This is a genomic window from Pseudodesulfovibrio alkaliphilus (assembly GCF_009729555.1).
In the GTDB taxonomy this organism is placed as follows: Bacteria; Desulfobacterota; Desulfovibrionia; order Desulfovibrionales; family Desulfovibrionaceae; genus Pseudodesulfovibrio; species Pseudodesulfovibrio alkaliphilus.
The window spans coordinates 254042-274755 of sequence record NZ_WODC01000002.1; the positions used below are offsets into that span (position 1 = coordinate 254042).

22 protein-coding genes and 1 tRNA gene are annotated in these 20714 nt (G+C 60.5%); 11 read left to right on the plus strand and 12 right to left on the minus strand.

Features of this window, described 5'->3' with window-relative positions; genetic code table 11:
• Window positions 1–12: 12 nt before the first annotated feature.
• From GKC30_RS04955 to rdgC, 9 genes are all read right to left on the minus strand, one after another.
• Window positions 13–903, minus strand: a complete 891-nt coding sequence (locus GKC30_RS04955; RefSeq protein WP_155932672.1) for an ATP-binding protein — start codon at window positions 901–903, stop codon at window positions 13–15.
• Window positions 891–1769 carry a nucleotide-binding protein gene (locus GKC30_RS04960; RefSeq protein WP_367613979.1) on the minus strand — a complete coding sequence of 293 codons (879 nt, stop codon included), beginning with the start codon at window positions 1767–1769 and terminating at the stop codon, window positions 891–893. Before GKC30_RS04960 ends, GKC30_RS04955 begins: the two co-directional genes overlap by 13 nt.
• Window positions 1766–2335, minus strand: a complete 570-nt coding sequence (locus GKC30_RS04965; protein ID WP_231117040.1) for a NifB/NifX family molybdenum-iron cluster-binding protein — start codon at window positions 2333–2335, stop codon at window positions 1766–1768. Before GKC30_RS04965 ends, GKC30_RS04960 begins: the two co-directional genes overlap by 4 nt.
• Before the next feature lie 2 nt (window positions 2336–2337).
• Window positions 2338–2781, minus strand: a complete 444-nt coding sequence (locus tag GKC30_RS04970) for a DUF134 domain-containing protein (RefSeq protein WP_367613981.1) — start codon at window positions 2779–2781, stop codon at window positions 2338–2340.
• Between the two features lie 214 nt (window positions 2782–2995).
• A tRNA-Leu gene (locus tag GKC30_RS04975) sits at window positions 2996–3082 on the minus strand.
• Between the two features lie 394 nt (window positions 3083–3476).
• Complete coding sequence (locus GKC30_RS04980) at window positions 3477–5162, minus strand: YcaO-like family protein (protein ID WP_155932676.1); 1686 nt, start codon at window positions 5160–5162, stop codon at window positions 3477–3479.
• Window positions 5163–5421: 259 nt separating this feature from the next.
• Window positions 5422–5985, minus strand: coding sequence for an arylesterase (locus tag GKC30_RS04985; RefSeq protein ID WP_155932678.1), 564 nt, complete (start codon window positions 5983–5985; stop codon window positions 5422–5424).
• A gap of 9 nt (window positions 5986–5994) precedes the next feature.
• Window positions 5995–6516: a hypothetical protein gene (locus GKC30_RS04990; protein ID WP_155932680.1), complete on the minus strand. Its 522-nt coding sequence runs from the start codon at window positions 6514–6516 to the stop codon at window positions 5995–5997.
• Window positions 6517–6528: 12 nt separating this feature from the next.
• Complete coding sequence (gene rdgC / locus GKC30_RS04995; RefSeq protein WP_155932682.1) at window positions 6529–7143, minus strand: recombination-associated protein RdgC; 615 nt, start codon at window positions 7141–7143, stop codon at window positions 6529–6531.
• Window positions 7144–7301: 158 nt separating this feature from the next.
• Between rdgC and GKC30_RS05000 the strand changes: the two genes are divergently transcribed.
• Entirely contained in the window at window positions 7302–7679 is a 378-nt protein-coding gene (locus GKC30_RS05000; RefSeq protein ID WP_155932683.1) for a hypothetical protein, read from the plus strand.
• Between the two features lie 9 nt (window positions 7680–7688).
• On the opposite strand, the gene GKC30_RS05005 is transcribed toward GKC30_RS05000, so the two are convergent.
• A complete protein-coding gene (locus GKC30_RS05005) occupies window positions 7689–8318 on the minus strand; it encodes a PilZ domain-containing protein (RefSeq protein WP_155932685.1) in 630 nt (209 codons plus the stop codon).
• A gap of 198 nt (window positions 8319–8516) precedes the next feature.
• Between GKC30_RS05005 and GKC30_RS14875 the strand changes: the two genes are divergently transcribed.
• Window positions 8517–8660: a hypothetical protein gene (locus GKC30_RS14875; protein ID WP_196772814.1), complete on the plus strand. Its 144-nt coding sequence runs from the start codon at window positions 8517–8519 to the stop codon at window positions 8658–8660.
• A gap of 118 nt (window positions 8661–8778) precedes the next feature.
• Here GKC30_RS14875 and rfbA read toward each other — a convergent pair whose 3' ends face one another.
• Window positions 8779–9678 (minus strand): glucose-1-phosphate thymidylyltransferase RfbA, encoded by a 900-nt coding sequence (rfbA, locus tag GKC30_RS05010; RefSeq protein WP_155932687.1) that lies wholly within the window; start codon window positions 9676–9678, stop codon window positions 8779–8781.
• Between the two features lie 130 nt (window positions 9679–9808).
• Here rfbA and GKC30_RS05015 point away from each other — a divergent pair, with 130 nt between their 5' ends.
• The 5 genes from GKC30_RS05015 to GKC30_RS05035 all read left to right on the plus strand — a co-directional run bounded on the left by GKC30_RS05015 (window position 9809) and on the right by GKC30_RS05035 (window position 13960).
• The gene (locus GKC30_RS05015; RefSeq protein WP_155932689.1) at window positions 9809–10540 is read left to right on the plus strand and encodes a DUF1614 domain-containing protein; all 732 of its coding nucleotides are present in this window, start codon (window positions 9809–9811) and stop codon (window positions 10538–10540) included.
• Window positions 10541–10558: 18 nt separating this feature from the next.
• Window positions 10559–11347: a MogA/MoaB family molybdenum cofactor biosynthesis protein gene (locus GKC30_RS05020; RefSeq protein WP_155932691.1), complete on the plus strand. Its 789-nt coding sequence runs from the start codon at window positions 10559–10561 to the stop codon at window positions 11345–11347.
• 165 nt (window positions 11348–11512) lie between these two features.
• Window positions 11513–12814 carry a TolC family protein gene (locus GKC30_RS05025; RefSeq protein ID WP_231117042.1) on the plus strand — a complete coding sequence of 434 codons (1302 nt, stop codon included), beginning with the start codon at window positions 11513–11515 and terminating at the stop codon, window positions 12812–12814.
• A 5-nt stretch (window positions 12815–12819) separates the two neighbouring features.
• On the plus strand, window positions 12820–13026 hold the full coding sequence (locus GKC30_RS05030; protein ID WP_155932884.1) for a dual CXXC motif small (seleno)protein: 207 nt from the start codon (window positions 12820–12822) through the stop codon (window positions 13024–13026).
• 19 nt (window positions 13027–13045) lie between these two features.
• Entirely contained in the window at window positions 13046–13960 is a 915-nt protein-coding gene (locus tag GKC30_RS05035; protein WP_231117043.1) for a lytic murein transglycosylase, read from the plus strand.
• Here the strand turns inward: GKC30_RS05035 and GKC30_RS05040 are convergent.
• Window positions 13957–15066 (minus strand): glycosyltransferase family 4 protein, encoded by a 1110-nt coding sequence (locus tag GKC30_RS05040; RefSeq protein ID WP_155932697.1) that lies wholly within the window; start codon window positions 15064–15066, stop codon window positions 13957–13959. The two genes, GKC30_RS05035 and GKC30_RS05040, sit on opposite strands and share 4 nt — an antisense overlap.
• Window positions 15067–15138: 72 nt before the next feature.
• Here GKC30_RS05040 and GKC30_RS05045 point away from each other — a divergent pair, with 72 nt between their 5' ends.
• The 4 genes from GKC30_RS05045 to mutY all read left to right on the plus strand — a co-directional run bounded on the left by GKC30_RS05045 (window position 15139) and on the right by mutY (window position 20649).
• Window positions 15139–15993 (plus strand): glycosyltransferase family 2 protein, encoded by an 855-nt coding sequence (locus tag GKC30_RS05045; protein ID WP_155932699.1) that lies wholly within the window; start codon window positions 15139–15141, stop codon window positions 15991–15993.
• A gap of 52 nt (window positions 15994–16045) precedes the next feature.
• Window positions 16046–18697, plus strand: a complete 2652-nt coding sequence (locus GKC30_RS05050; RefSeq protein ID WP_367613982.1) for a tetratricopeptide repeat protein — start codon at window positions 16046–16048, stop codon at window positions 18695–18697.
• A gap of 83 nt (window positions 18698–18780) precedes the next feature.
• On the plus strand, window positions 18781–19527 hold the full coding sequence (gene gpmA, locus GKC30_RS05055) for a 2,3-diphosphoglycerate-dependent phosphoglycerate mutase (protein WP_155932701.1): 747 nt from the start codon (window positions 18781–18783) through the stop codon (window positions 19525–19527).
• A 12-nt stretch (window positions 19528–19539) separates the two neighbouring features.
• Window positions 19540–20649, plus strand: coding sequence for an A/G-specific adenine glycosylase (gene mutY / locus GKC30_RS05060; RefSeq protein ID WP_155932703.1), 1110 nt, complete (start codon window positions 19540–19542; stop codon window positions 20647–20649).
• Window positions 20650–20714: the final 65 nt, after the last annotated feature.

A 20714-nucleotide genomic window follows, 5' to 3' on the forward strand; every position in this document is an offset into this window, starting at 1 on the left:
GGCGGGGTGGGGTTATCCCGCTTCGAGACGGGCCAGAATGGCTGTCCAGGCTGTCTTGAGCGTGTCCGAGAGCTGGCCGCGGTCATATTCGGTCACCACCTGTCGGTTGACCATTGCGTCTGTTACTGCGCGGTCATGGGGCAGACGGCAGACAACCGGATACCCCTTGCCCGAGCAATAGGCCTCAATGGCGTCCGCTTGGGTTGGATTGATGTCCCATTTATTGATGATCACCGCAACGCGAGTGCGGAATCCTTCGCACAGTTCGGCTACGCGCATGAGATCGTGCATGCCCGAAGGGGTTGGCTCGGTGATGAGCACGGCCAGGTCCGTGCCGGCCAGCGAACTGATCACCGGGCACCCGATGCCGGGAGCTCCGTCCGAGAGGACCAGCCCGAGTCCGCGCTCCTCGGCGATGGCCCGGGCCTCGCGCTTGAGCAGGGTAACGAGTCGGCCGGAGTTCTCCTCGCCGGGAAAGAGCTGGGCGTGGACCATGGTGCCGAAACGGGTGTCCGAGACATACCATTCTCCACAGTGCCGCTCGGGAAAGGCGATGGCCTGTGCCGGGCACAGGGCAACGCAAACCTTGCACCCCTCGCAGCGAAACGGCAGGACGCTGTAAGCCGAATCCGGGTTTGCGTCATCCGGCCCGGCGATGGCGTCGAACCGGCAAAGCTCTGCGCATTGGCCGCAACCGATGCACATTTCAGGATCAATGACGGCCTCGTTGCCGGACCGGAATTCATGTTCAACCCTATGGCGCGGATCAAGGAGGAGGTGCAGATCCGGGGCGTCCACATCCAGGTCGCAGAGGACCGTGTCCTCGGCCAGATGGGCGAAGGCCCCGGCAATGGAGGTCTTGCCTGCGCCGCCCTTACCGCTGATGACCACTATCTCGCGCATGCTGCCACCTTTTCCCGAACCGCTTCGCGCATGTTGTTGCGCAGTTGGCGGAAGGTTCCCCTGAGGGGAGCCACAGCCTCGGCCACCACCTCGCCACGCGAGTATGCCTCGGCCACGGCCCGGTCAAAGGGAATTTCCGCCCATACCGGGATGCCTTTGTCAGCGCAGAACCGCTTTACGGAATCGTCGCCGATGCCGGCCCGGTTGATGACTGCGCCCATGGGCTTGCCAAAGGGCGAAAACGCCTCCCAGGCGAGCTTGAAGTCGTGCAGTCCAAAGGGGGTAGGCTCGGTAACAAGAACCACGCAGTCCGCGTCGATAACCGCACTTACGGCCGGGCAGCTGACTCCGGGGGGGGCATCCACAATGATGTCGGAGCCGTTGTCGGCGGCGGCAATATCCGCAAAGAGGGCCTTGACCTGTCGCATCAATGGCGGACTCATGGCCTCGCCCACACGTAGGCGGCCCATGACAAACCGGGTGCCGCCAGCACGGCCGTGGCAGATCTCGCCGAGCTGCCGCCGGCCCGGAGAGAGCGCCCCCTCGGGGCAGATCGCGAGGCAGCCGCCGCAGCCGTGGCACATCTCCGGGAAGATGAGCAATGTGTCTCCCATGACAGTGATGGCCTTGAACTGGCACAGGGTGGAGCATTCTCGGCACAGGGTGCACTTGGATTCGTCAGCTTCCGGTATTTCGATGTAGGCAGGGTCGATTCTGCTGATCTCCGGCTTGAGAAAGAGATGCAGATTAGGTTCCTCCACATCAAGGTCCACGGCCGTCACCGGGTCGCCCCAAAGGGAGACCAGCGACGAGGCCACCGTGGTTTTGCCGGTGCCTCCCTTGCCGCTGGCTATGGCGTAGATCACTTGTTGACCCCGGACTGGCTGTTGGGCGTATCGGCGAAGGCGACCGCCCCGGAGGTGTAGAGTTCGACCGCCTGACCAACGCTTACGTTCTCCACGTCCTGGCCGATGCGGATGCCTGCTGCCGAGAGGGCGGCAAACGCCTTGGGGCCGACATAGCCGGTGAGAACAGCCTGGACGCCTGCATTGGCCAGGGTTTCAGCAGCCTGGATACCCGCCCCCTGGGCCAGAACCTGGGATGCGCCGTTGTCAACGTAGGTGGTTTCCATGGTTTCAAGGTCCACCACAACGAATCCGGCGGCACGGCCGAAACGGGGGTCCACCCGGTCGTTCATGGATGGTCCTTCGCTGGTGATGGCCAGCCTGCGGATGCCGGTTTGGGTCGCGCTGCGTTGCTGCTGAACACCCCTGGTCGAGCTTGCCACTGCGTCGGGCTGGCCGCCCATTCCGCGACCGCCGCCACCCATTCCGCGACCGCCGCCGCCCATTCCACGACCGCCGCCGCCCATTCCGCGGCCACGTCCGCCAGCGCATCTCGGGGTGCCCGTTTGTCCTTTACCCTGTGGCATGATCATTCTCCCGTGTTGTCGTCTTCAACAGGTGAAGGCGTGGTTACTTTATCCGCCGCTTGTCCGGTGGCGGTTGGCATTTGGCAGCGGCGTCTGTGCTTTCGTTTGCAGCATGTCTCGGAAGCGAGCAGGTATTCTCCGCCGTCCACCCGGATGGCCTTGCCGCCCGACAGGGCCAGGGCCACAGTGGTCCGGGCCTCGGTCAGGATACGGCTCAAGGTCGGGCGCGATACGCCCATCCGCTCGGCCGCTTCGATCTGCTGCATCCTTTCGCCGTCCACCAACCTAAGCGCCTCGAGGCCTTCCACCGTGAGCATCAGGCTTTCCAGCTCGCGCATGGGAATGCCCTGGGGTTTGTAAAATACCGCGCAGGGCTCCGCCTCGACCATCCGCTTTTTTTTCCGCCTTCCCAAACCTTCCCCCCCCCTTGGTGAGCGCATGTTCATATGATGATACGACCATGCTTTTGATTGTCAAGAAGAAAAATGAACATATGTTCAAAATAAAACAACCCCGCGTCGGGGTTGAATTTGTTTTGCCGACTCTGCTGACGCGGCTTGGATTTAAGGGAAATGAAGTGATAAGATGAGGTGTTGACAGGTACGCCAAAGGGGCAAAAAACTCCTCCGGCCTGTCGCTGCGGCCGGAGGAGTGATGCCCTGGTACCTGGGGCGGGAATCGAACCCGCACAATCCGAAGATTACGAGATTTTAAGTCTCGGGTGTCTACCAGTTCCACCACCCAGGCAGGTCGTTCGGTGGGTAGCCTTGCGGCACCCTGTCGGCGAGGGTTTCCCATTATCCCGCATGGCGGCGCGGCGTCAATGGTTTTGCCAGGCCGGGCAAATGTTGCTCGATGAGCGTGGTTCCGGGTGACGGGGGAAAAGGAGAGGGCATCCCCGGGGAGGTGGGAATGCCCTCGGAACAATGAGCACAGGGGATGGAAACCTCCTTAAGGAGAATGGTGGTCCGAGGAGGTCGCAGTGCTCATTGAACTATGATTGCGATAGTCGTTGCGTATTTGCTTTGTTGTATGCACCCATCAGTGCCGCCATGAAAAGAATATACGCCACGTTTCCTGCGGCGACTATCAACATACCGCAATGCTAGTCCGATTCAGCAAAAATGCGGGAATCGGACAATCAATCAAACAGGGCAAGGTAGTTGGCGAAAAGGCGGGGGCTGACCCGCGAGTACTGGTCAAAGTCCGAGATGAGTTCCAGGCCGGGGATCAAGGCTCTGACAACAGGAATGCCGAAGTCCTTGCGGGTCAGGTCCACATAGGCGGGCCTGTGGCCATTGGCTGCAAGGATGGCCTCAAGGACCATCAGGTCGCCTTTGGCGCTGCCCGTGGAAAGGTCTGGCAGATCCTCAAGCCGTCGTACGGGCAATCCCTCGGGAGCCGGTCCGCTCGGCGGGCCTGGGTGCGGGTACGGTGTCTCGGTCATGGCCGAGACAAGGGCGGCGCGACCGTTCAAGGAGCAGCCCGAGCCTTTGTTGACATCGCCTCTGGCCCCCAGGACCACGGACTTGTAACAGGGGACGCCGAGTTCGGTGGTCACATCCATGAACCAGAGGTGAACGCCGTCGCTTTCATAGGCGGCCAACAGCCGTGCAATTTCAGGGTTATCGCTGGTGATGCGGAAGCAATTGGACGGGGCAAAGGGCGTGGTGGCGTCGCTGTCGCGTTCGATGGCCTCGGTCAGGGCGGACACCTTGGCCTCGGCCAGGGTGTTGCCCGATGCCAGGCCGGTGGAACCCAGGGCCGAGAAAAGAGACTGTTCGTCGAGATTGCAGAAGAGGAATACCAATTGAGCGGGGACCAGCAGGGGCAGTGTGCCGCCGTGGTCGTCCGGGGTGTGGCCCGCGAGCCAGTAGAGCTTCTGACCCGCATAAGGCACTTCAAGCCGCATGGATCGCAGGTCCAGTGCAGGGGCGTCAAGCTCGTCAAGGGTGGCGTGGATCAGGGGATAGTCAGTGACGTAGCCAAGGACTCCCTTGGGTCCGAAGCTGGCGTAGGAGGAGAAACGCTCGACCATTTCCATGGCATAGGAGGCTTCGGCGCATTCAGAGGTCAATCCTCGCCCATAGCAGGTCTGGATGCCCTCAAGGCTGTTGTTCATGCGGCCACTTATGCAGCGAGTTTTCGGCATCCAGTGGCGCAGGCGGGCCGAGGGAGAAAGGCACGCCTTGTGCCGCATGGCCGGACCAAGGAAAGCGTCGGCCTTTTCCAGGGCGGTCAGAGCGAGTGCAATGGTCTCGGCCAAAGGGCGGCGAGGATTGGGTGGCGGCAGTCTATCCTCAAGGGAGCGACGGATCTCGGCGGCCTGGACCGGAGGGGTGCGCTGGAGGTCGGTGCCTGAAAATAACGGTGCCAGCCCGGATGCCTCGGGGGTTGGCAGTGGGGACAGCCCGAAGATGTTGTCGCTGAAGAGCGCGATCCATTGCCGGTGCAGCGGCTGGTCGTCAAGCAGGGCGGAGCGGATGTGGATGGCCGGGGTGTACTCCAGCAGCCAGGCGGGGTCCAGTCCCTCAAACAGGGGTTGCAGGTGAGTCAGTCGATCGTGGCACAGGCATGCTTCGTACATGATGGCCGTCATGATCGGGTCTGATGCACCCTTGTCGCGCATGGTTTCCCTGATCAGTTTTTCAAGTTTTTTGGGTCGGAATTCCTTGAAACCCTGAAGGACGAACTCGTGCATGAAATCGTCGTAGGGATATTTCCGCAGATGGGCGATCATCTCGTTGAAGCTGAGGTTCGACTCGGGCAGGGCGGCGAAGGTACCGACCCCGTAGTCGGTATTCATCATTTGCAGCTTATAGCGCATGGCGGTCCTTTGGTTGATTCCCCTTCGGTTTGCGGCGATTCGCCGGACATGGGAGGGGTACGGCGGCCGGACAGGGAAATCCCGAGTGACAGGCTATGATATTGACGCACCGAGTTCAAGGTGCAAAAGCCCAAAATTGAGGTGTCGCGTGACGGATGGGGGCACGGTGTGCGCAATATGGGCGAGTTGGGGGGCGGATCGCCCGCGCCCGGCTGACGCATGGCATTCCTGAGCGGACGCCCAATGCCTGGCGGCGGGATCAGCTCGCCGCAGTTCGGGCAAGCCGTTCCACTTGGGGCAGCAAGGCTCGGGCCATGGCTTCCACTCCGCTGGCCGAGGGGTGCAGCCCGTCGAGCAGCGTCAACTCGGGATCGCCGAAATAGGGGGCCAGGATGTCAGGGAACAGATCGAGTCCGAACTGGTGGGCCAAGGAGGCGAAGATGGCATCAAAGTCGTTTCGGTAGGCGTCGTCCGGGGCCAAGGTGGCGCTGATGCCTACCAACAGGACCGTGACGGAGTGCCGGAGAAAAGTCTCGATGATCCGGGCCAGGGTAGAGCGCACCGTTTCAACCGGCTCGCCCATGAAGCAGTCATTGGCACCGAAGGCCAGCACGGCCACGTCGGGTTTCGCGTCGAGCACTTGACGGATGCGGGCCAGCCCGTCGCTGGCCGTGTCGCCGGACACGCCGAAATTGAGGCAGCGGACGGACGCTCCCCGTTCACAGAGCAGACGCTCCAGCACGGCCGGGAGCGCCTGCTCTGGATGCAGGCCATAGCCTTCGGTCAGGCTGTCGCCGAAGCAGGCAATGCGGACCAGGGGCATGGCGGGGAATCAGCCGTTGATCCAGCGGCCGACCCGGTTCGTCTCCTCAGCCCAGTCGCGGCTCATGCGCAGGGCGAGGAACTGGGAAAAGACCACGTCGAACATCTCCAGGCACCGCTCAAGCAGGAACATCTTTTCCAAGAACTTTGCGTCCGGGTCGTCGCCCTCGTCGTCCCTGGCGGAGATTTTAGGCGTCTTGAGACCCGAGAGGCCGAAGTCGGCCGCGCTGACCTGAACCAGCCACTGGTCCTGGTCCATGGTGAAAAGCAACTGCGCCTTGTTCACCTTCTTGCCAGTCCGCAGCCCGGTCTTGGCTTCGGTCAATTCGCCCCGCGGGCTGGATACGGTGGCCGTTTCGACTCCTTCGCCTTCGCCGCCCTGGACTGAGACGCGTTGCTCCATATGCACGGTGAAGGTGCGCTTGTCGGCCAGGGAGAAGAGAACCGTGTCGTTGTCGGTCTTGAACCACAGCCAGGTCAGGAAATCCTGTCCCAGCAGGACGTTTTCGCGTTCGACGAGGGAGAGATCCATGGCGCTTGATCCTTATGCGAAGATGGTGGGTTCGAGGTGTTCGAGCTTTGGGGCCGCGTCCTCGCCGAGGATGTCCATGGCCATGAAAAACGGGGTCAATGGCTCAAGGTGCAGATCGAATGTCAGGGCGAAATAGTCCTCGAATAGGGCGCGGACCTTGGCGTTGGTGGTGGCCAGCAGGAGGCGGTTGGCGGTCAGGTTCCAGATAATATCGAAAACTGCCGGAATGGGGAAAGTCCGTGCGCGAAGCCGCAGGGTGACCTGCTCCTTGATCTCGCGCTTGCGGTCACGCGAGACGAAGTTCTTGCCCTGCTCCTTGTTGTGTTCCAGCTCTTTGTTGAGGGCAATGGTGGTGTGTTTCTTGAGCACGGCCGGTGGGATGCGGCGGGTGTCGAGCCGCAGGGCAAAGGCGAAGTAGTCCGCCTTTTCAGGCGGTGATTGCGTCCAGTTGACATCCAGCATGTCGTCGATGCTGGTCCAGCCGAAGGAGCGCTCTTCCGCCGTGGCGTCGATGTCCACGAAGCAGAACTGGCGCAGTTTCTCCGGCACCTGGCGGAGCAGTTCCGAAGGCACGTCCTCCATGACCCGGTAGCGTGTCAGCCCGAGGCTGGCGGATAAGATGCTCAATGGGTTTTCCTCCCTGTGTGGCCGTTCTTTCAGAGCCACTGAGGTATGATCAATCGGGGTCGATGTAAAGGGAATTTCAGGTTTGTGCCAGACCGTGGGCATTCCCGCCTTGTCATCTCATGGTCTGGTCGCTACACTGGAGTCAAACAGGAGACATTATGCAAAAACAAGATGTTGAGAGGTTTATAACATTCCTTGAAGAACGGGCCGCCCAGGTGCGGGAGCTGGAGCGCCAAGGCGAGGCCGTCCTGGCCGCCCAAGGGCAGCTGGCCTTTCAGGCCAAGGCCGAAGAAAAAGCCGAGCTGCTCGCCAGTCTCAGCGCCGACGCCGCCAAGTATACCCGGCAGTTGGATGGCGAGGAGGGTGTTCAGGTGGCCCGTCGGCTCGAACAATTCTCCACCAGCGCCAGCACGGCGTTGCGTATCGGCAGCGTCTTTTTCATGACTGCGTTGTTGTATCCTGAAGACCACAAACCGGGGGAGCCCAACGATCTTGAAGCGTTCATCGCGGAGTTGAAGCGGAAGATGGAGGGGTGAAGGCGGTTATCACGCAGGGGGCTTGAAATCGCGGTCCCTCTGGGCGGCTTTTCTTGCCGCCTGTTCCTTCTGGCCGCGCAGGACGATGGCGTGGACCGCGTCGTCCTGTGCGCGGTCGAGGTCCACAAAGGCGCAGCCCACCGAGCCCCGGTCATGGCGCCTGACCTTGCATTGAACGTCCTTGGCCATCACCTTGCCGTCAAGGATGATGGCCACGACCAGATCTACTCCGGCCTTGATGCGCGGCTTTTCGAAGGCAAAGCCGAGGCCGGTGGCGCTGATGTCGGTGACAGGGTATCGCTTGTTGAGTCGGGAGACGTGAACATAGAGGTTGTCCACCCGGATGCGCAGGGCTTCGCGTTTTTTGGATTGTGCATCTTCGGTTTTCAGGGAGATGCTGAAACCCAGAGCCTTTTCATCAATGGGAGCGGCCGAGACTTTTGCCGCCTTTTTGCGCTTCTTCTCTTTGGTCTTGGTTACTTGCAGATCAATAGACTCATCGCTTGCACTCTGTGACCTTGTGGTCCTGGGAGCAGGCCGGGCCGTGGCTTTCGCCTTGCTCGCATTTTTTTTCCCGCCCTTGGCCTTGGGCTTGGCCCGGCGGGAGAAGAGGGACGTGAAAAAATCGAGAAAGCCCATGATTCACCATTGTGTTGACGTAAAGCGCAATCGCCGTCAGACAGTATGCAAAAGAGGGGGAGTTGGCAAGGCCCGTGCCGGATTCAGGTGATGGGTCAGGGCGTGTTTTTCCCCGGAAGGGGTTGACATTTCTCGCATGAAGAGACAAAGAAAAGAGAGCTTTTCAAGCCACAGACGGGTTGACCGAGGAGGAAGAACATGATTGGCGAGCTGCTTTCCGGGATGGCGCACAGCACGGGTGCCGGTTTTGTCGGTGTGTCCCTGATTTTCATTTATCTCGCATGGATCCTGACTATCGGCATTATCCGCGTCAAGGAAGCCATGGACGAGGATCATCACTAGGCATGTCAGGCGGCATTGCGCCGTGTGAGGGATTTTTCGCCAGGGGCCGCGTCCGGATGGGACGCGGCCCCTGCGTTTGGACTGTCTGCGTCATCTGTTTTTTCAAAGGACGGAGTGATCAGGTTCCCTGCGTGTCGCAGGAGGCGTTCCGGCCCTCGAGAACCACATCGAGCAGATACTGGCCGTAGCTGTTCTTGCTCATGGCGCAAGCCAGCCGATGCAGCTGGTCCGCGTCTATGAACCCCATGCGGTAGGCGATCTCCTCCGGGCTCGAGATGACGTAGCCCTGCCGCTCCTGCACAGCGCGCACGAAGCTGGCCGCGCCGTGGAGCGATTCATGGGTGCCCATGTCGAGCCATGCGTAGCCCCGGCCCAGGGTCTGGACCTCCAGGTCGCCTCGTACGAGGTATGCCTTGTTGATGTCCGTGATCTCCAGTTCGCCCCGCGCCGAAGGGCTGAGGTTTTTGGCAATGGATATGACATCGTTGTCGTAGAAATAAAGGCCCGTGACCGCATACTTGGACTTTGGCCTGGCCGGCTTCTCCTCAATGGACAGGGCGCGGTAGGCGGCGTCGAATTCCACCACGCCGTAGCGCTCGGGGTCCTTGACCAGATACGCGAAAACGATGCCCCCCCGGTTCAGGGAGCCCGCCTGCTTGAGAATCGAGCCCAGGCCATGGCCGTAGAAAATGTTGTCTCCAAGTACCAGACAGACGCTGTCGTCGCCGATGAAGTCCTCGCCGATGAGAAACGCCTGAGCCAGTCCGTCCGGGCTTGGCTGTTCGCGGTACGTCAGGGCGAGGCCGAGCTGGGAGCCGTCGCCCAGCAGTTCGCTGAAGCGGGGCAGGTCGTGGGGCGTCGAAATGATGAGGATGTCCCTGATTCCGGCCAGCATCAAGGTGGAAAGTGGGTAATAGATCATGGGCTTGTCATAGACCGGGAGCAGTTGCTTGCTGACCACGCGGGTCAGCGGGTGCAGCCGGGTGCCGGAGCCTCCGGCCAGGATGATGCCTTTCATGAATGCCTCTCTGGTCCTTTGATTTACTTCGCACGGGAGTTGGGGTAAGCCCCTTTGCACGGACGCATGCACTATAGGTCCGGGAGAGTTCAAAAATCAACCCGGGACAGGCCCGTCCGAATCGATCGTCATGAATACACCATATTTTCAGTTTTCCGGCGGCATCCTGGGAGCCCTGCTTTTCCTGGCCGCACTGTTCTTCCTCCTGGTCTTCCTGCCCGCGAGCATAGTGGCCGAGGCGTTTTCCCGCCTGGGGCTGACCACCTTTCAGGGGGTGCTCATGTTCATGGCCATTGTGGTGGGCCGGACCGTTAACATTCCGGTCTTCACCAGCCAGCGGCTTGTCATGGTGCGTCGCCCCAGGGTCGTGACCTGTGCCCTGGACAGAACCGGCCGGGCCTCCTGCCTGGACGAGGAGCCCGCCAACGAGTTGAAGAAGCAGGTTTTCGCCGTCAATGTGGGCGGTTGCCTCCTTCCGCTGCTTCTCAGTATGACCTTTTTGCTGGGCACTGCCCAGGGCGCTGCCGTTGAGGGTTGGGCGTGGATCGGATTCGCCCTGGTTGTGGTGGCTGGCGGCTGCTACGCCATCGCACGGCCCCATCCCCTGACCGGGCTGCGCATCCCCCTGTTCATGCCAGCGCTGATGACCTTTCTTTCAGTGTATTTCTTCGTGCCTGAGCCCATCCGGCCCTTGGCCGCCTATGTGGCCGGGACCATGGGCACCATCCTGGGCGGCAATGTGGCGCCGCTCCTGACCCCGCGCATCCGCAACCGTGTCGCCACGCCATTGGTTTCCGTCGGCGGGGCAGGGACTTTTGGCGGGGTTTTGGTGGCAGGGGTGCTCGCCGTTCTGCTCGCCTGATTGCCACAAGGAGCCACCATGTCCGAACGATCCGTCACCCTGCGTATTGCCGCCCCTCTGGCTTCGGGCCAATATATTCACCTTTGCCTGGCCGGGGATGGCGCACCGGACGGCTGGGCCACCAGCTCATCTCCGTTGGTCGGCCTGCGCACCGGGGACCGGCTCCGGGGCGATGGCGCGACCCTGCGGGTGATCTCGGTCGGCTGGTTGCCCGCCGGGGCCGAGTTGGCCTCCAGTCCGCTGTATTTGTTGCGGGCAGAGGGCGATGCTCCAGCGGGCACGATGGCCCTGACCGTCGAAAGGGCAGGATATGCCCTGGCCTGGATTACCCTGAGCGACAAGGGGGCAGCGGGCAAACGCGTTGACGAGTCCGGGCCGTTGCTGGGAACCCTGGTGGCCGACCAGCTTGATTTGGCTCTGACCCAGGGGTTCGTCATCCCTGACGATGCCGGGTTGCTCAAGGGACTCATGGTCGATCTGGCCCTTGTCCAGGGGTTTGACCTGATCCTGACCACCGGGGGAACTGGTGTCGGCCCCCGCGATGTGACGCCCGAGGCCACTTTGGCCGTGATTGAGAAAAGATTGCCCGGATTCGAGCGGGTCATGACCTCGGCAAGCCTGACCAAGACGCCCCACGGGGCAATCTCTCGAGCGGTGGCCGGAATGTTGGGCCAAGCCCTCATCATCAACATGCCCGGCAGTCCCAAGGCCGTTTCCGAGTGCCTGGAGCCGCTTCTGCCGACCCTGCGTCACACCCTGGAAAAGCTCCAGGGCGATCCCTCGGATTGCGCGGCTTTGCACAAGTAAATCCATCGTTTTTGTGGTTGCAGGGCTCAGGAAGACTTGATAACTATATCGGAATGGATTGTTGCTGATTCAACAGAAACACCAAATCACAGCAGGAATGTCACTATGCAACTTGTCCGGTCATTGATTATGGCCTTGGTTCTGACGGCTCTGTGCTCTCCGGCGATGGCTGTGGATGCCGACCCTGCACCAGGGGCGGACTCCCAGGCTGCTGCGGAGAATTTTTCCGGGGCTTTTGACCTTGAACGCGCCGTCAAACGCGCCCTGGCTCTCAACCCGAGCATGACCGCCATCAGGGCGCAGCTCAAGGGTTCGCAATTCGGAACCCGTTCATCCTTTGGCAAGTTCCTGCCCTCGGTTGGAGCCGGATACGGCTACACCTACTACGGCCGCGAGCAGACAGCCTCGGGCAAGCACAACGACTGGGTCGCCAGTGTCAACGTCAACCAGCCCATCTTCAAAGGGTTCAATCTGCTCGCCACCTGGCAGAAGTCCAAGCTGACAGAAGAATCCAACGCGGCGTCCCTGGATAATGTGGAGCTCTCCCTCATCTCCAATGTGCAGTCCAATTTCCTTTCGCTGCTCAAAGCGCGGATGGATGTCAAGAGCGGTGAGGATTCCGTGGCCCGGCTCGAATCCCAGCTCACGGTCATCAACGCCTTTTACGAAGTGGGGCTCAAGCCCCGGTCCGAGGTTCTCGACGCCGAGGTCGATCTGGCCACTGCCAGGCAGGAGCTACTGATCGCCCGCAACAATGTTTCCACCCAGCAGGCACAGCTCAACACGCTCCTGAACATTCCCCTTGAGGTGGATGTGGACTATGTGGGCGAGCTTGAGCACATCCCTTTCAACCTGACCCTGCAGGAATGCCTGAACCGCGCCTACGCGTCTCGGCCCGATCTGCTCATCGGCCAGAAAAGCGTGGAGATCGCCGAAAAGGACTCCACCATTGCGGCCAGCAGTTTCTATCCCCAGGTGGATGCCGACTGGAAATATTACAACAAGGGAGTTGACGCGGGCCTGAGCCGGAGCAATTCCTACTCCTATTCCTCCAAGGAGTACTGGTCCGTGGGCGTTGGGGCCACTATGTCCCTGTTCGAGTGGGGTGCAGACTATTACGACTACAAACAGTCCGAGGAGACCGTGAAGCAGGTGCAGGCCCAGCTTGAGGACACCCGGCTCAACGCGGGCTTCGAGGTCAAGCAATCCCTCCTCAACATCAACGAGGCCGCCGATCGCATTTCCGTGGCCCAGAAGTCGGTGGAAGCTGCCGAGGAGGCATATCGGATGGCAGTGGCCCGGTATCAGGCGCAGGTCGGTACCAATACCGACGTACTCAACGCCCAGGCCCGGCTGACCACCAGCGAGGCCCAGCTCTCCCAGGCCCTGGCCGACTACGGGACCGCCATCTCCACTCTGTATGTCGCCATGGGTGAGAAAAATCCCGGCCTGAACATGGAGCAGTAGCCGTGATGTTCGGCCGCTCCAACAGGATGTGGCAGGCTCGGGGCATGGTTTGCGAGAAGTGCGGACTGGAGCTTCAGGCCCACAGGGGTTGCCTTGAGGTGATCCTTCGCTGTCCCTTCTGCGGCGCGGCGTATACCCTTCAACGATACGCGCCCGAGATGGATGACGACTTTGAGGAGGAGATGGGGTTTGTTCCCATGGACAGGATCTGAGTTCGGCCTGAAAAGGCGCATGAAACTGGCGGCCAATGGTATTTCGTTGGCCGCCGTTTTCTTTTTCGCGTTTTGGGTTGGGCCGTTATTGGCCGCCGATCCTTCCTGGGAGCCGCTCAAAGAGCGTCTGGTGTCAGACGGGCTGGACCGCGCCAGGGTCGAAGCGCTTTTTGCGGGCGACGATCTGGCTTTTTCACCGGAGATAATGGCCAGGAAAATGCGTGCCCTGCTTGAAGCGCGTCTTGCAGTGCGCAAACCCGGGCCAGCCCCCGGGCCCAAAGTCATGGACCGATATCTCAACCCCATCCTGCTGGCCGGAGCCTATGCCTTTCAGCGTGAGCACGACGAGTTGTTTCGAAAGATTGAAGAGCGCTACGGTGTTCCGGGAGAGGTGCTGACCGCGCTGATGCTTGTGGAAACCCGGCTGGGAACGCAGACGGGCAAGTACAAGGCCGTGACCATCCTGGCCAATATGGCTCTGGCACGTGACTTTGCCCTGATCCGTTCCCATCTCGGCCGCACGGACCTTTCGCCCGAGAACGAAGCGTGGTTGGCCGGACGAACGGAGCAGAAGGGCAACTGGGCGTATGTTGAGCTGAAGTCGCTCATCGCCTATGCCGATACAAACGGGCTGGACCCGCTGACCATGCCAAGCTCCATGTACGGGGCCATCGGCTTGTGCCAGTTCATTCCCTCCAGCGCCGTGGCTTACGGCCGCGACGGCAATGGCGACGGCAGGGTTGATCTTTTTGATATGACCGACGCCCTTTACAGCATGGCCTATTTCATCAAGCGGCACGGGTGGCGTGATGGCCTCGACCGAGAGGCGCAGCTTAAGGTCATCTACCGATACAACCACTCCGAGAGTTACGCCCTGACCATCATGGCCGTGGCCGACAAGCTTCGGAAGACGGCAGAATTTTTCGGAAATTAGTGGTTGTCGATGAGGCTGCTGTAGAGGTTGAGGCTGCGTTTGAGAAATTCGTCCAATGTCAGCTGTGACATGGTCCGTTTTTGCGCCTCAAGCACCTCGGTGCGCAGGGAGGCGTTCCTGATCAGGCTGGACAGGGTGTCGGCCAGCCCCGTCGGATCGCCGGGCTCCACGAGCATGGGCGGGGCGGTCAGGTCCGGCATGACGCCGACGTTGGTGGAGACCAAGGGCCGCTCAACGGCCATTATTTCCAGTCCGGCTCGAGCGATGGCCTCGGACCAGAGCGAGGCGACCACACCGATGTCCAGGGCCGATATGCAGGCGGCAATGTCCTGGCGCTTGCCGCTGATGCGGGCGATGTCGCCAAGGCCGTGAGCATCTATGGTGGCTTGAATCTGGCCGCTGGTCATGGCTGTGTCGAATCCGATGAGGAACAGGCGGACATCGGCGTGTCCTGCATCGCGCAGCCTGGAGACGGCCTCGATGGTCTCCTTGTGGCCCTTGACCCGGTCGAAACGGCCCACCAGTCCGACCACCGTATGGTGGGGTTCAAACCCGAATTCGGTGCGGACCCGGTCGCGTCCGGTCGGGTCGAAGGCGAAGCGGGCAGTGTCCACCCCGCCGTGGATGAGCCAGAGCCCTTGGGCTGGGGTGCGCATTGTCTGCAGGAAGAAATCTGCCATGCGTCGATTGGTGACCACTACGGCGTCGGCGACGCTGGCATGAATGAACCGATTGAGGAAATCGCTGCGGGGTGGCCGCTGGTCGCCCCGGGTTCGCACCAGTTTGAATTGGAAACCCAGCAGCTTGAGCGCTCCCCAGAGGAAGAATCCTTCGCCTCGGTGACAGTTGACGATGTCCGGGCGGTACTCCTTGAGCAGGCGGGTGATGTGTCTTGTGGCGTCGGCGAAGCGCAGGGGGTTGTTGGTGTTGAGATCAACGGGTACGGTGGTCAGTCCCATGTCTCTGGCCACTTCGTCAGGCTTGGTGCCGCCTTGGGTCAACACTGTTACCTGGTGTCCGGCATCGGCCAACAGACGGCTTAAGGTTAGGGCGTACCATGCCGTGGCGTTGAACCAGCGCACGTTGACGATTTGAAATATTTTCATTGATTCCACCGATCGAGAGTTGTCGATTGCCACCATGTCAGTTCGCGACCACGAAAGCAAGGGCCAATACCCATGAAGGATGCGCTCGTTTCCATCATTCTCCCCACTTACAACAGGGCCGACTTCATCGGCGCGGCCCTGGACTCGGTGTTTGCCCAGAGTTGGCGGCATTGGGAACTGATCGTCATTGACGATGGCTCCACTGACCGGACCGGGAGGGTGCTGGACCGTTACGATGATCCGCGCCTGATCCGGCTGCGCCAGGAAAACCGGGGCGTTTCGGCCGCTCGCAATGCGGGCATAGCGGCCAGCTCCGGCCCCGTGGTGGCGCTGCTCGATTCCGATGATCAATGGTTGCCTCGCAAGCTTGAGCGGCAATTGGCCTACATGGAAAGGCACGGCTACGAAATCTGCCAGACAGATGAAATATGGGTGCGCAACGGGCGGCGTGTGAATCAGAAGGCCAAGTACGCCAAGCCGGAGGGATGGTTTTTCGAAAAGTCGCTGTACATGTGTCTGATCAGTCCGTCGTGCACCATGTTCACTCGGGAGGTTTGGCAGGGTATCGGCCCCTTTGACGAGACCATGCCTTCCTGCGAGGATTACGACATGTGGCTGCGCGCTTGCCTGAGTTATCCTGTGGGACTGGTGGCCGAGCCACTGACCATCAAACATGGCGGCAGGCCGGACCAGCTTTCCAACAGCGTGACTTGTGCCGATTGGTATCGCATCCGGGCGCTGCTCAAGATTCTGCAAAGCGGGAAACTTGACGCCCGACAGCGGGAAGCTGCCCTGGCCGAGTTGGGGAGAAAAGTTGCCATCTACGCGCAAGGGTGTGAAAAAAGAGGAAAAGAAGAGGATGCAAAGCAGGCTTGGACTCTGTTTTGCATGGCCCGCGACGGGCAAGAAGTTCCCTTGAACCCGTGATCGACCGTTCGCGTCGGTCACGTCCGACGCAGTGCGAACAAAGAGGAAGACAGTGCCGTCCATCGCAAAACTCATAGATGACCTGCCGGAGATCAGTCAGTCGCGTCTGGTGGCCTCGGGTGTGGGCGTATGGGTAGCCTGGAAGGGCACCCTGCACAATGCGGTGGAGAACACCTTGCGCGAGTATGGTGCGCTTGTCGTGGCCCGGGAGAGCGATCAGGCTCTGTGGTTCTGCAATACCAATGAGATTTTCCGCGCCCTGGCCCGGCTCCAGATCTGGGCCAAGGTCAATCCGGTTCCTGTCTTCTTGCAGATAGTGCCGCTGACGCTGCTGATGGGCTACGACATGGAATTTTCCGTGTCGCTGTCCGTGGAGCTGGATAGGCAGGAATGCCGTGTGCCCGATGATTTTGAGGTGCTCATTCATCCCAAGCTCAAGGAGCGTGTGAACTCTCTACCGGGTCTTTCCACTCCATTGGCCGGTCTTGCCGAGGGGCTGGCTCCGGTGGAGTGGCTAGGTCTGCATGCCGACCAGGGGCTCGACTATGAGACAGTGCGCAAATGGTTCTTTGTCATCAAGCCACTTGGGCGGATGTCGGACAAGGACAGCATCCTCGGCTGGCGTGATTTCTCCGCCGAAATCGTCGAGCTGCTCAAGCGGCTCGGGCTGCGTTACATCATGGATGTCAAGGATGGGTTCATCTTCTTCCCCCTTGACAACTTCCGCCTGCTGCGATCGTTTTGCGGCGAGATTCTGACCCTGATCAAGTCCGTCAAGGATGACCCGGACAAGCAGTATTGGCCCGTGGTCATGGCAGCCGTGGCCCAGGGCAACCTGCAGTTTTCCGGCGATCTGCCCAAGCGGGTGGGGCTTGACTGGAATCGTCTGGCTCCAGATTTTCCCCATGTTCGCTTCATGGATGGCCTCCTGCTCTCAGAGTGGTTTCGCTTGAACGAGGCCCGATACGGTACCGATGCCGTCTCTCTTGACTCCTGGTGCACCATCACTCTGCGCGAAGGCGGAGAAAAGTTCGGACACGGTACCATGCAGGTGGTCTTACCTGTCGCCTTTACCGCGGCGGACGGGGAGGAATGCTTCTACTGCGGCCAGAAGAACCATTCTGCGGCGCAGTGTCCGACCAAGCATCTGGCCACGCCCCAGCCACAGGTCTGGCATCTGCTCGCCAAGACCGATGTAAAAGAGTTTACAAAGGGATTTGCAGGCATCGACTCCATGGTCCAGGGCAAGGAGTTTGCTCGGACCATGCAAGATGTGGTTCATGCCAAAAACACCCTTGAGAGTCTGATGGCCAGGGCCGTGTACGAGATCAACTGCCCGGCACAGATCAGAACCCTCAAGCTGGTCTGGCGTACCCGCGGCAAGGACTGGGGGGAGGGGCTCAAGCAGTTGGCCCCGCAAGAAGGCGAGTTTGTCTGGGATGCCCTGCAAGGACTGGTGGACAATGAACGGGAGCGCACCGAGGAATTGATCAAGCAGGCGCAGCTCAAATTTCCGCGCAGTTATCAGCCTCATTCGTTGTTGGGGTTCTGGAGTATGGAGGGAGGCGATCTTGATCAGGCATTCTTCCACTGGCAGGAAGCGGAGCGGATGAGCTACACCCCGCTGCAGCAGGGGTATTTCGCCTATCTCCAGGCCCGGTTGCTGGAGGTGCAGGGGAACCTCAAGGATGCCATCAACGCCTACCGGCACGCCAGCAGCTTTTCTCCCACCTGGATTGATCCAGTCTACCGGCAGGCCGTTTGCATGGTCAAGATGGGGTTCACCGGCCAGGCCATGGATATGTTTTCGGATCTTATCGGCCGTGATCCATTTGTCTTCAACCGCATTCTTGTGGACCCTGAACTGGATCGCGGACGTGTCCAGCTCATGAGTTCTCTGTGGGAATGGTGGAGCGAGGCGGAGAAGCAGGCTGCGGAGACCCGCGATGTCGTCACCCGGCTGACCGAGGACATCGGCAAGCGGTTCGACGAGAGTCATCCCTTTTTCGAGACGGCCAGCGAGGAGTTGGACAGGTTGCGCAAGCTCGGTGCCACCACCAACTTCGTGGCTTACCGGCTTTTGATCCGGGGGGCGGAAAAATTTACTGCCGGGCTGGACGATGAGGTCAAACGGGAGGTCAAGAGGATCACAGCCAACATCGAATACCAGGCTGACCGGGTCAGGACCATTCAGAAGGAGGCGGCCTGGTTCCCCTTTCCCAAGCTGTTGCTGGAGTTCAACAGGGATTTCAACTTCTGCGTGGACAAGATCAACTGGATCAAGACCCAGCCCCTCAAGGACGCCGACAATTTTCGCAAGTCCCTCCGGTTCCTCGACGAGATTGAGGAACGCATCGACGCCTTGCAGGGGCGGTTGGTGACGCTGCGCATCATTCGCGACGGCACCCTTTTTGTGCTCATGCTCGGCCGCAACTTCATCTGGTTCGAGCTTGTTGGGCTCGGGCTTGCGCTGGTATCCATTCCCGGACTGCTCTATTTTGCGCGTGATGTGCAGGGAAACTGGATTCTCGATGTCATCCGCAGCCAGCGTTGGGAGTTCACCAAGGGGCTGATCATCATCTTAAGCATCCTATGCCTGGCTTTGGCAGCCATCAAGAGCGCCTTCACTTTCGAGAAGCGCAAGCGGGAGCTATTCGAACAGCTTGACGAGGAGATGCGCCAGAGCGCTCCGCGTCGCTACTGATTCTTCGTCCACCCTCCTTCCATTCGCCGCGATTTGCGGGTAACAATGAAAGCATGCCATGATGTTCAGCAAACGGAGGTGGTATGCACAAACTCGTTTTGGTTCGGCACGGGCAAAGCGAATGGAATCTGGAAAACCGATTCACCGGCTGGACCGATGTGGACCTGACGGCCCAGGGCGTACGAGAGGCTGTTGAGGGCGCCCGTCTGCTGCGTGAGGGTGGTTTTGATTTTGATGTTGCGCATACCTCGTTGTTGCGTCGGGCCATCCGTACCCTGTGGCTGCTTCAGGAGGAGCTTGACCTGATGTGGTTGCCGGTGTTCAAGACTTGGCGGTTGAACGAGCGGCATTACGGGGCGCTTCAGGGGCTGAACAAGGCAGAGACCGCCGCACGGTATGGGGATGAACAGGTCTTTGTCTGGCGACGCAGTTATGACATGCCCCCGCCCCCCCTTGATCTGGACGACGAACGCCATCCTGGCCGGGATCGGCGCTACGCATCGATTTCTTCGGCCCAAGTGCCGCGCTGTGAGAGTCTTGAACAGACCATCGCCCGGACCATGCCCTACTGGTTTGACATCGTGGCTCCGCAGATTCGCGCCGGGCAGCGGGTGATCATCGTGGCCCACGGCAATTCCCTGCGCGGCCTGGTCAAATATCTCGATGCCATGGACGATGAGGCCATCACCAAGCTGAACATCCCCACAGGCCTGCCCCTGGTCTACGAACTGGATGACGGCCTCAAGGCCATCAATCGGTACTACCTTGGTGACCAGGAGGCTGCGGCCAGGGCTGCGGAGGCAGTTGCCAATCAGGCCCGGGGCGGGTAGACCTTGCCCGTCATGGACGGGAAACTTTTCACCACGCATCTGCTCGACTGGTACCGTGTCAACGGTCGCGATCTGCCCTGGCGGCGCGACCCTTCGCCCTATGCCATCTGGATTTCCGAGATCATGGCCCAGCAGACCCAGATGGACCGTGTTGTGAGTTACTTCACGCGCTGGATGGATCGTTTTCCCGATCTCATCACCCTGGCCCGTGCCAAAGAGGAGGATGTGCTGAAATCCTGGGAGGGGCTCGGCTACTACTCCCGAGCCCGCAATATCCAGCGTAGCGCGGCCATCCTGGTTCGCGAGCACGGGGGTGTCTTTCCTTCCGATCCCGCAGTCATCAGGGCGTTGCCAGGGGTTGGTCCCTACACCGCCGGAGCGGTTGCCAGCATCGCCTTTGGTCTGCCCGAACCGGCGGTGGACGCCAATGTGCTGCGCGTCTTCGCCCGTCTGCTCGACCTGGACTCGCCAGTGAGCGAGGCCCCGGTCAGACGGACCGTGGAGCAGGCCGTGCGCTCCCTCATCCCTGCCGGGAATCCTGGCGATTTCAATCAGGCTCTCATGGAACTTGGCGCCTTGGTTTGTTCCCGGCGTCCGGGATGTACACAGTGTCCTGTGGCCTCTCACTGCCTGGCTCGGGCCGCCGGAGTGGCCGAATCGCGGCCTGTGATCAGACCCCGCAGGGATGTCCTGCGCATCGAGATGGCCTCCGGGGTTCTTCTCCACCAGGGCAGGGTGCTTATTCAGAAACGGCGGCCTGATGATGTCTGGCCGGGGTTGTGGGAATTTCCCGGCGGGTGCGTGGAGCAGGGGGAAACCCCGAGGCAGGCTCTTGTGCGCGAGTTCCGCGAGGAGGTGGAGCTTGCAGTGGAACCGCTCGAAAAACTTACTGTGATAACCTACGCCTATACACGATACCGGGTGACCATGCATTGCTACCTGTGCCGGTATGTCGGGCCCCGTGAGCCGCAGCCGGTCTTCAACGAGGCGGTGGCGGGCGGATTTGTATCTCCGGAGCGGCTACATGATTATGCCTTTCCGGCCGGACATAGGCGGCTCATCGAGTTCCTTGAGCAGGACAGCCGCCTGATCAAACCGTTTTCCGCCGATTCTCTCTCCTGATCCTTGTCCTTGCATTCCAGTATCTTGTCCAACAAGGCACACTCCTTGCTTTGGTGGTGGCGGAG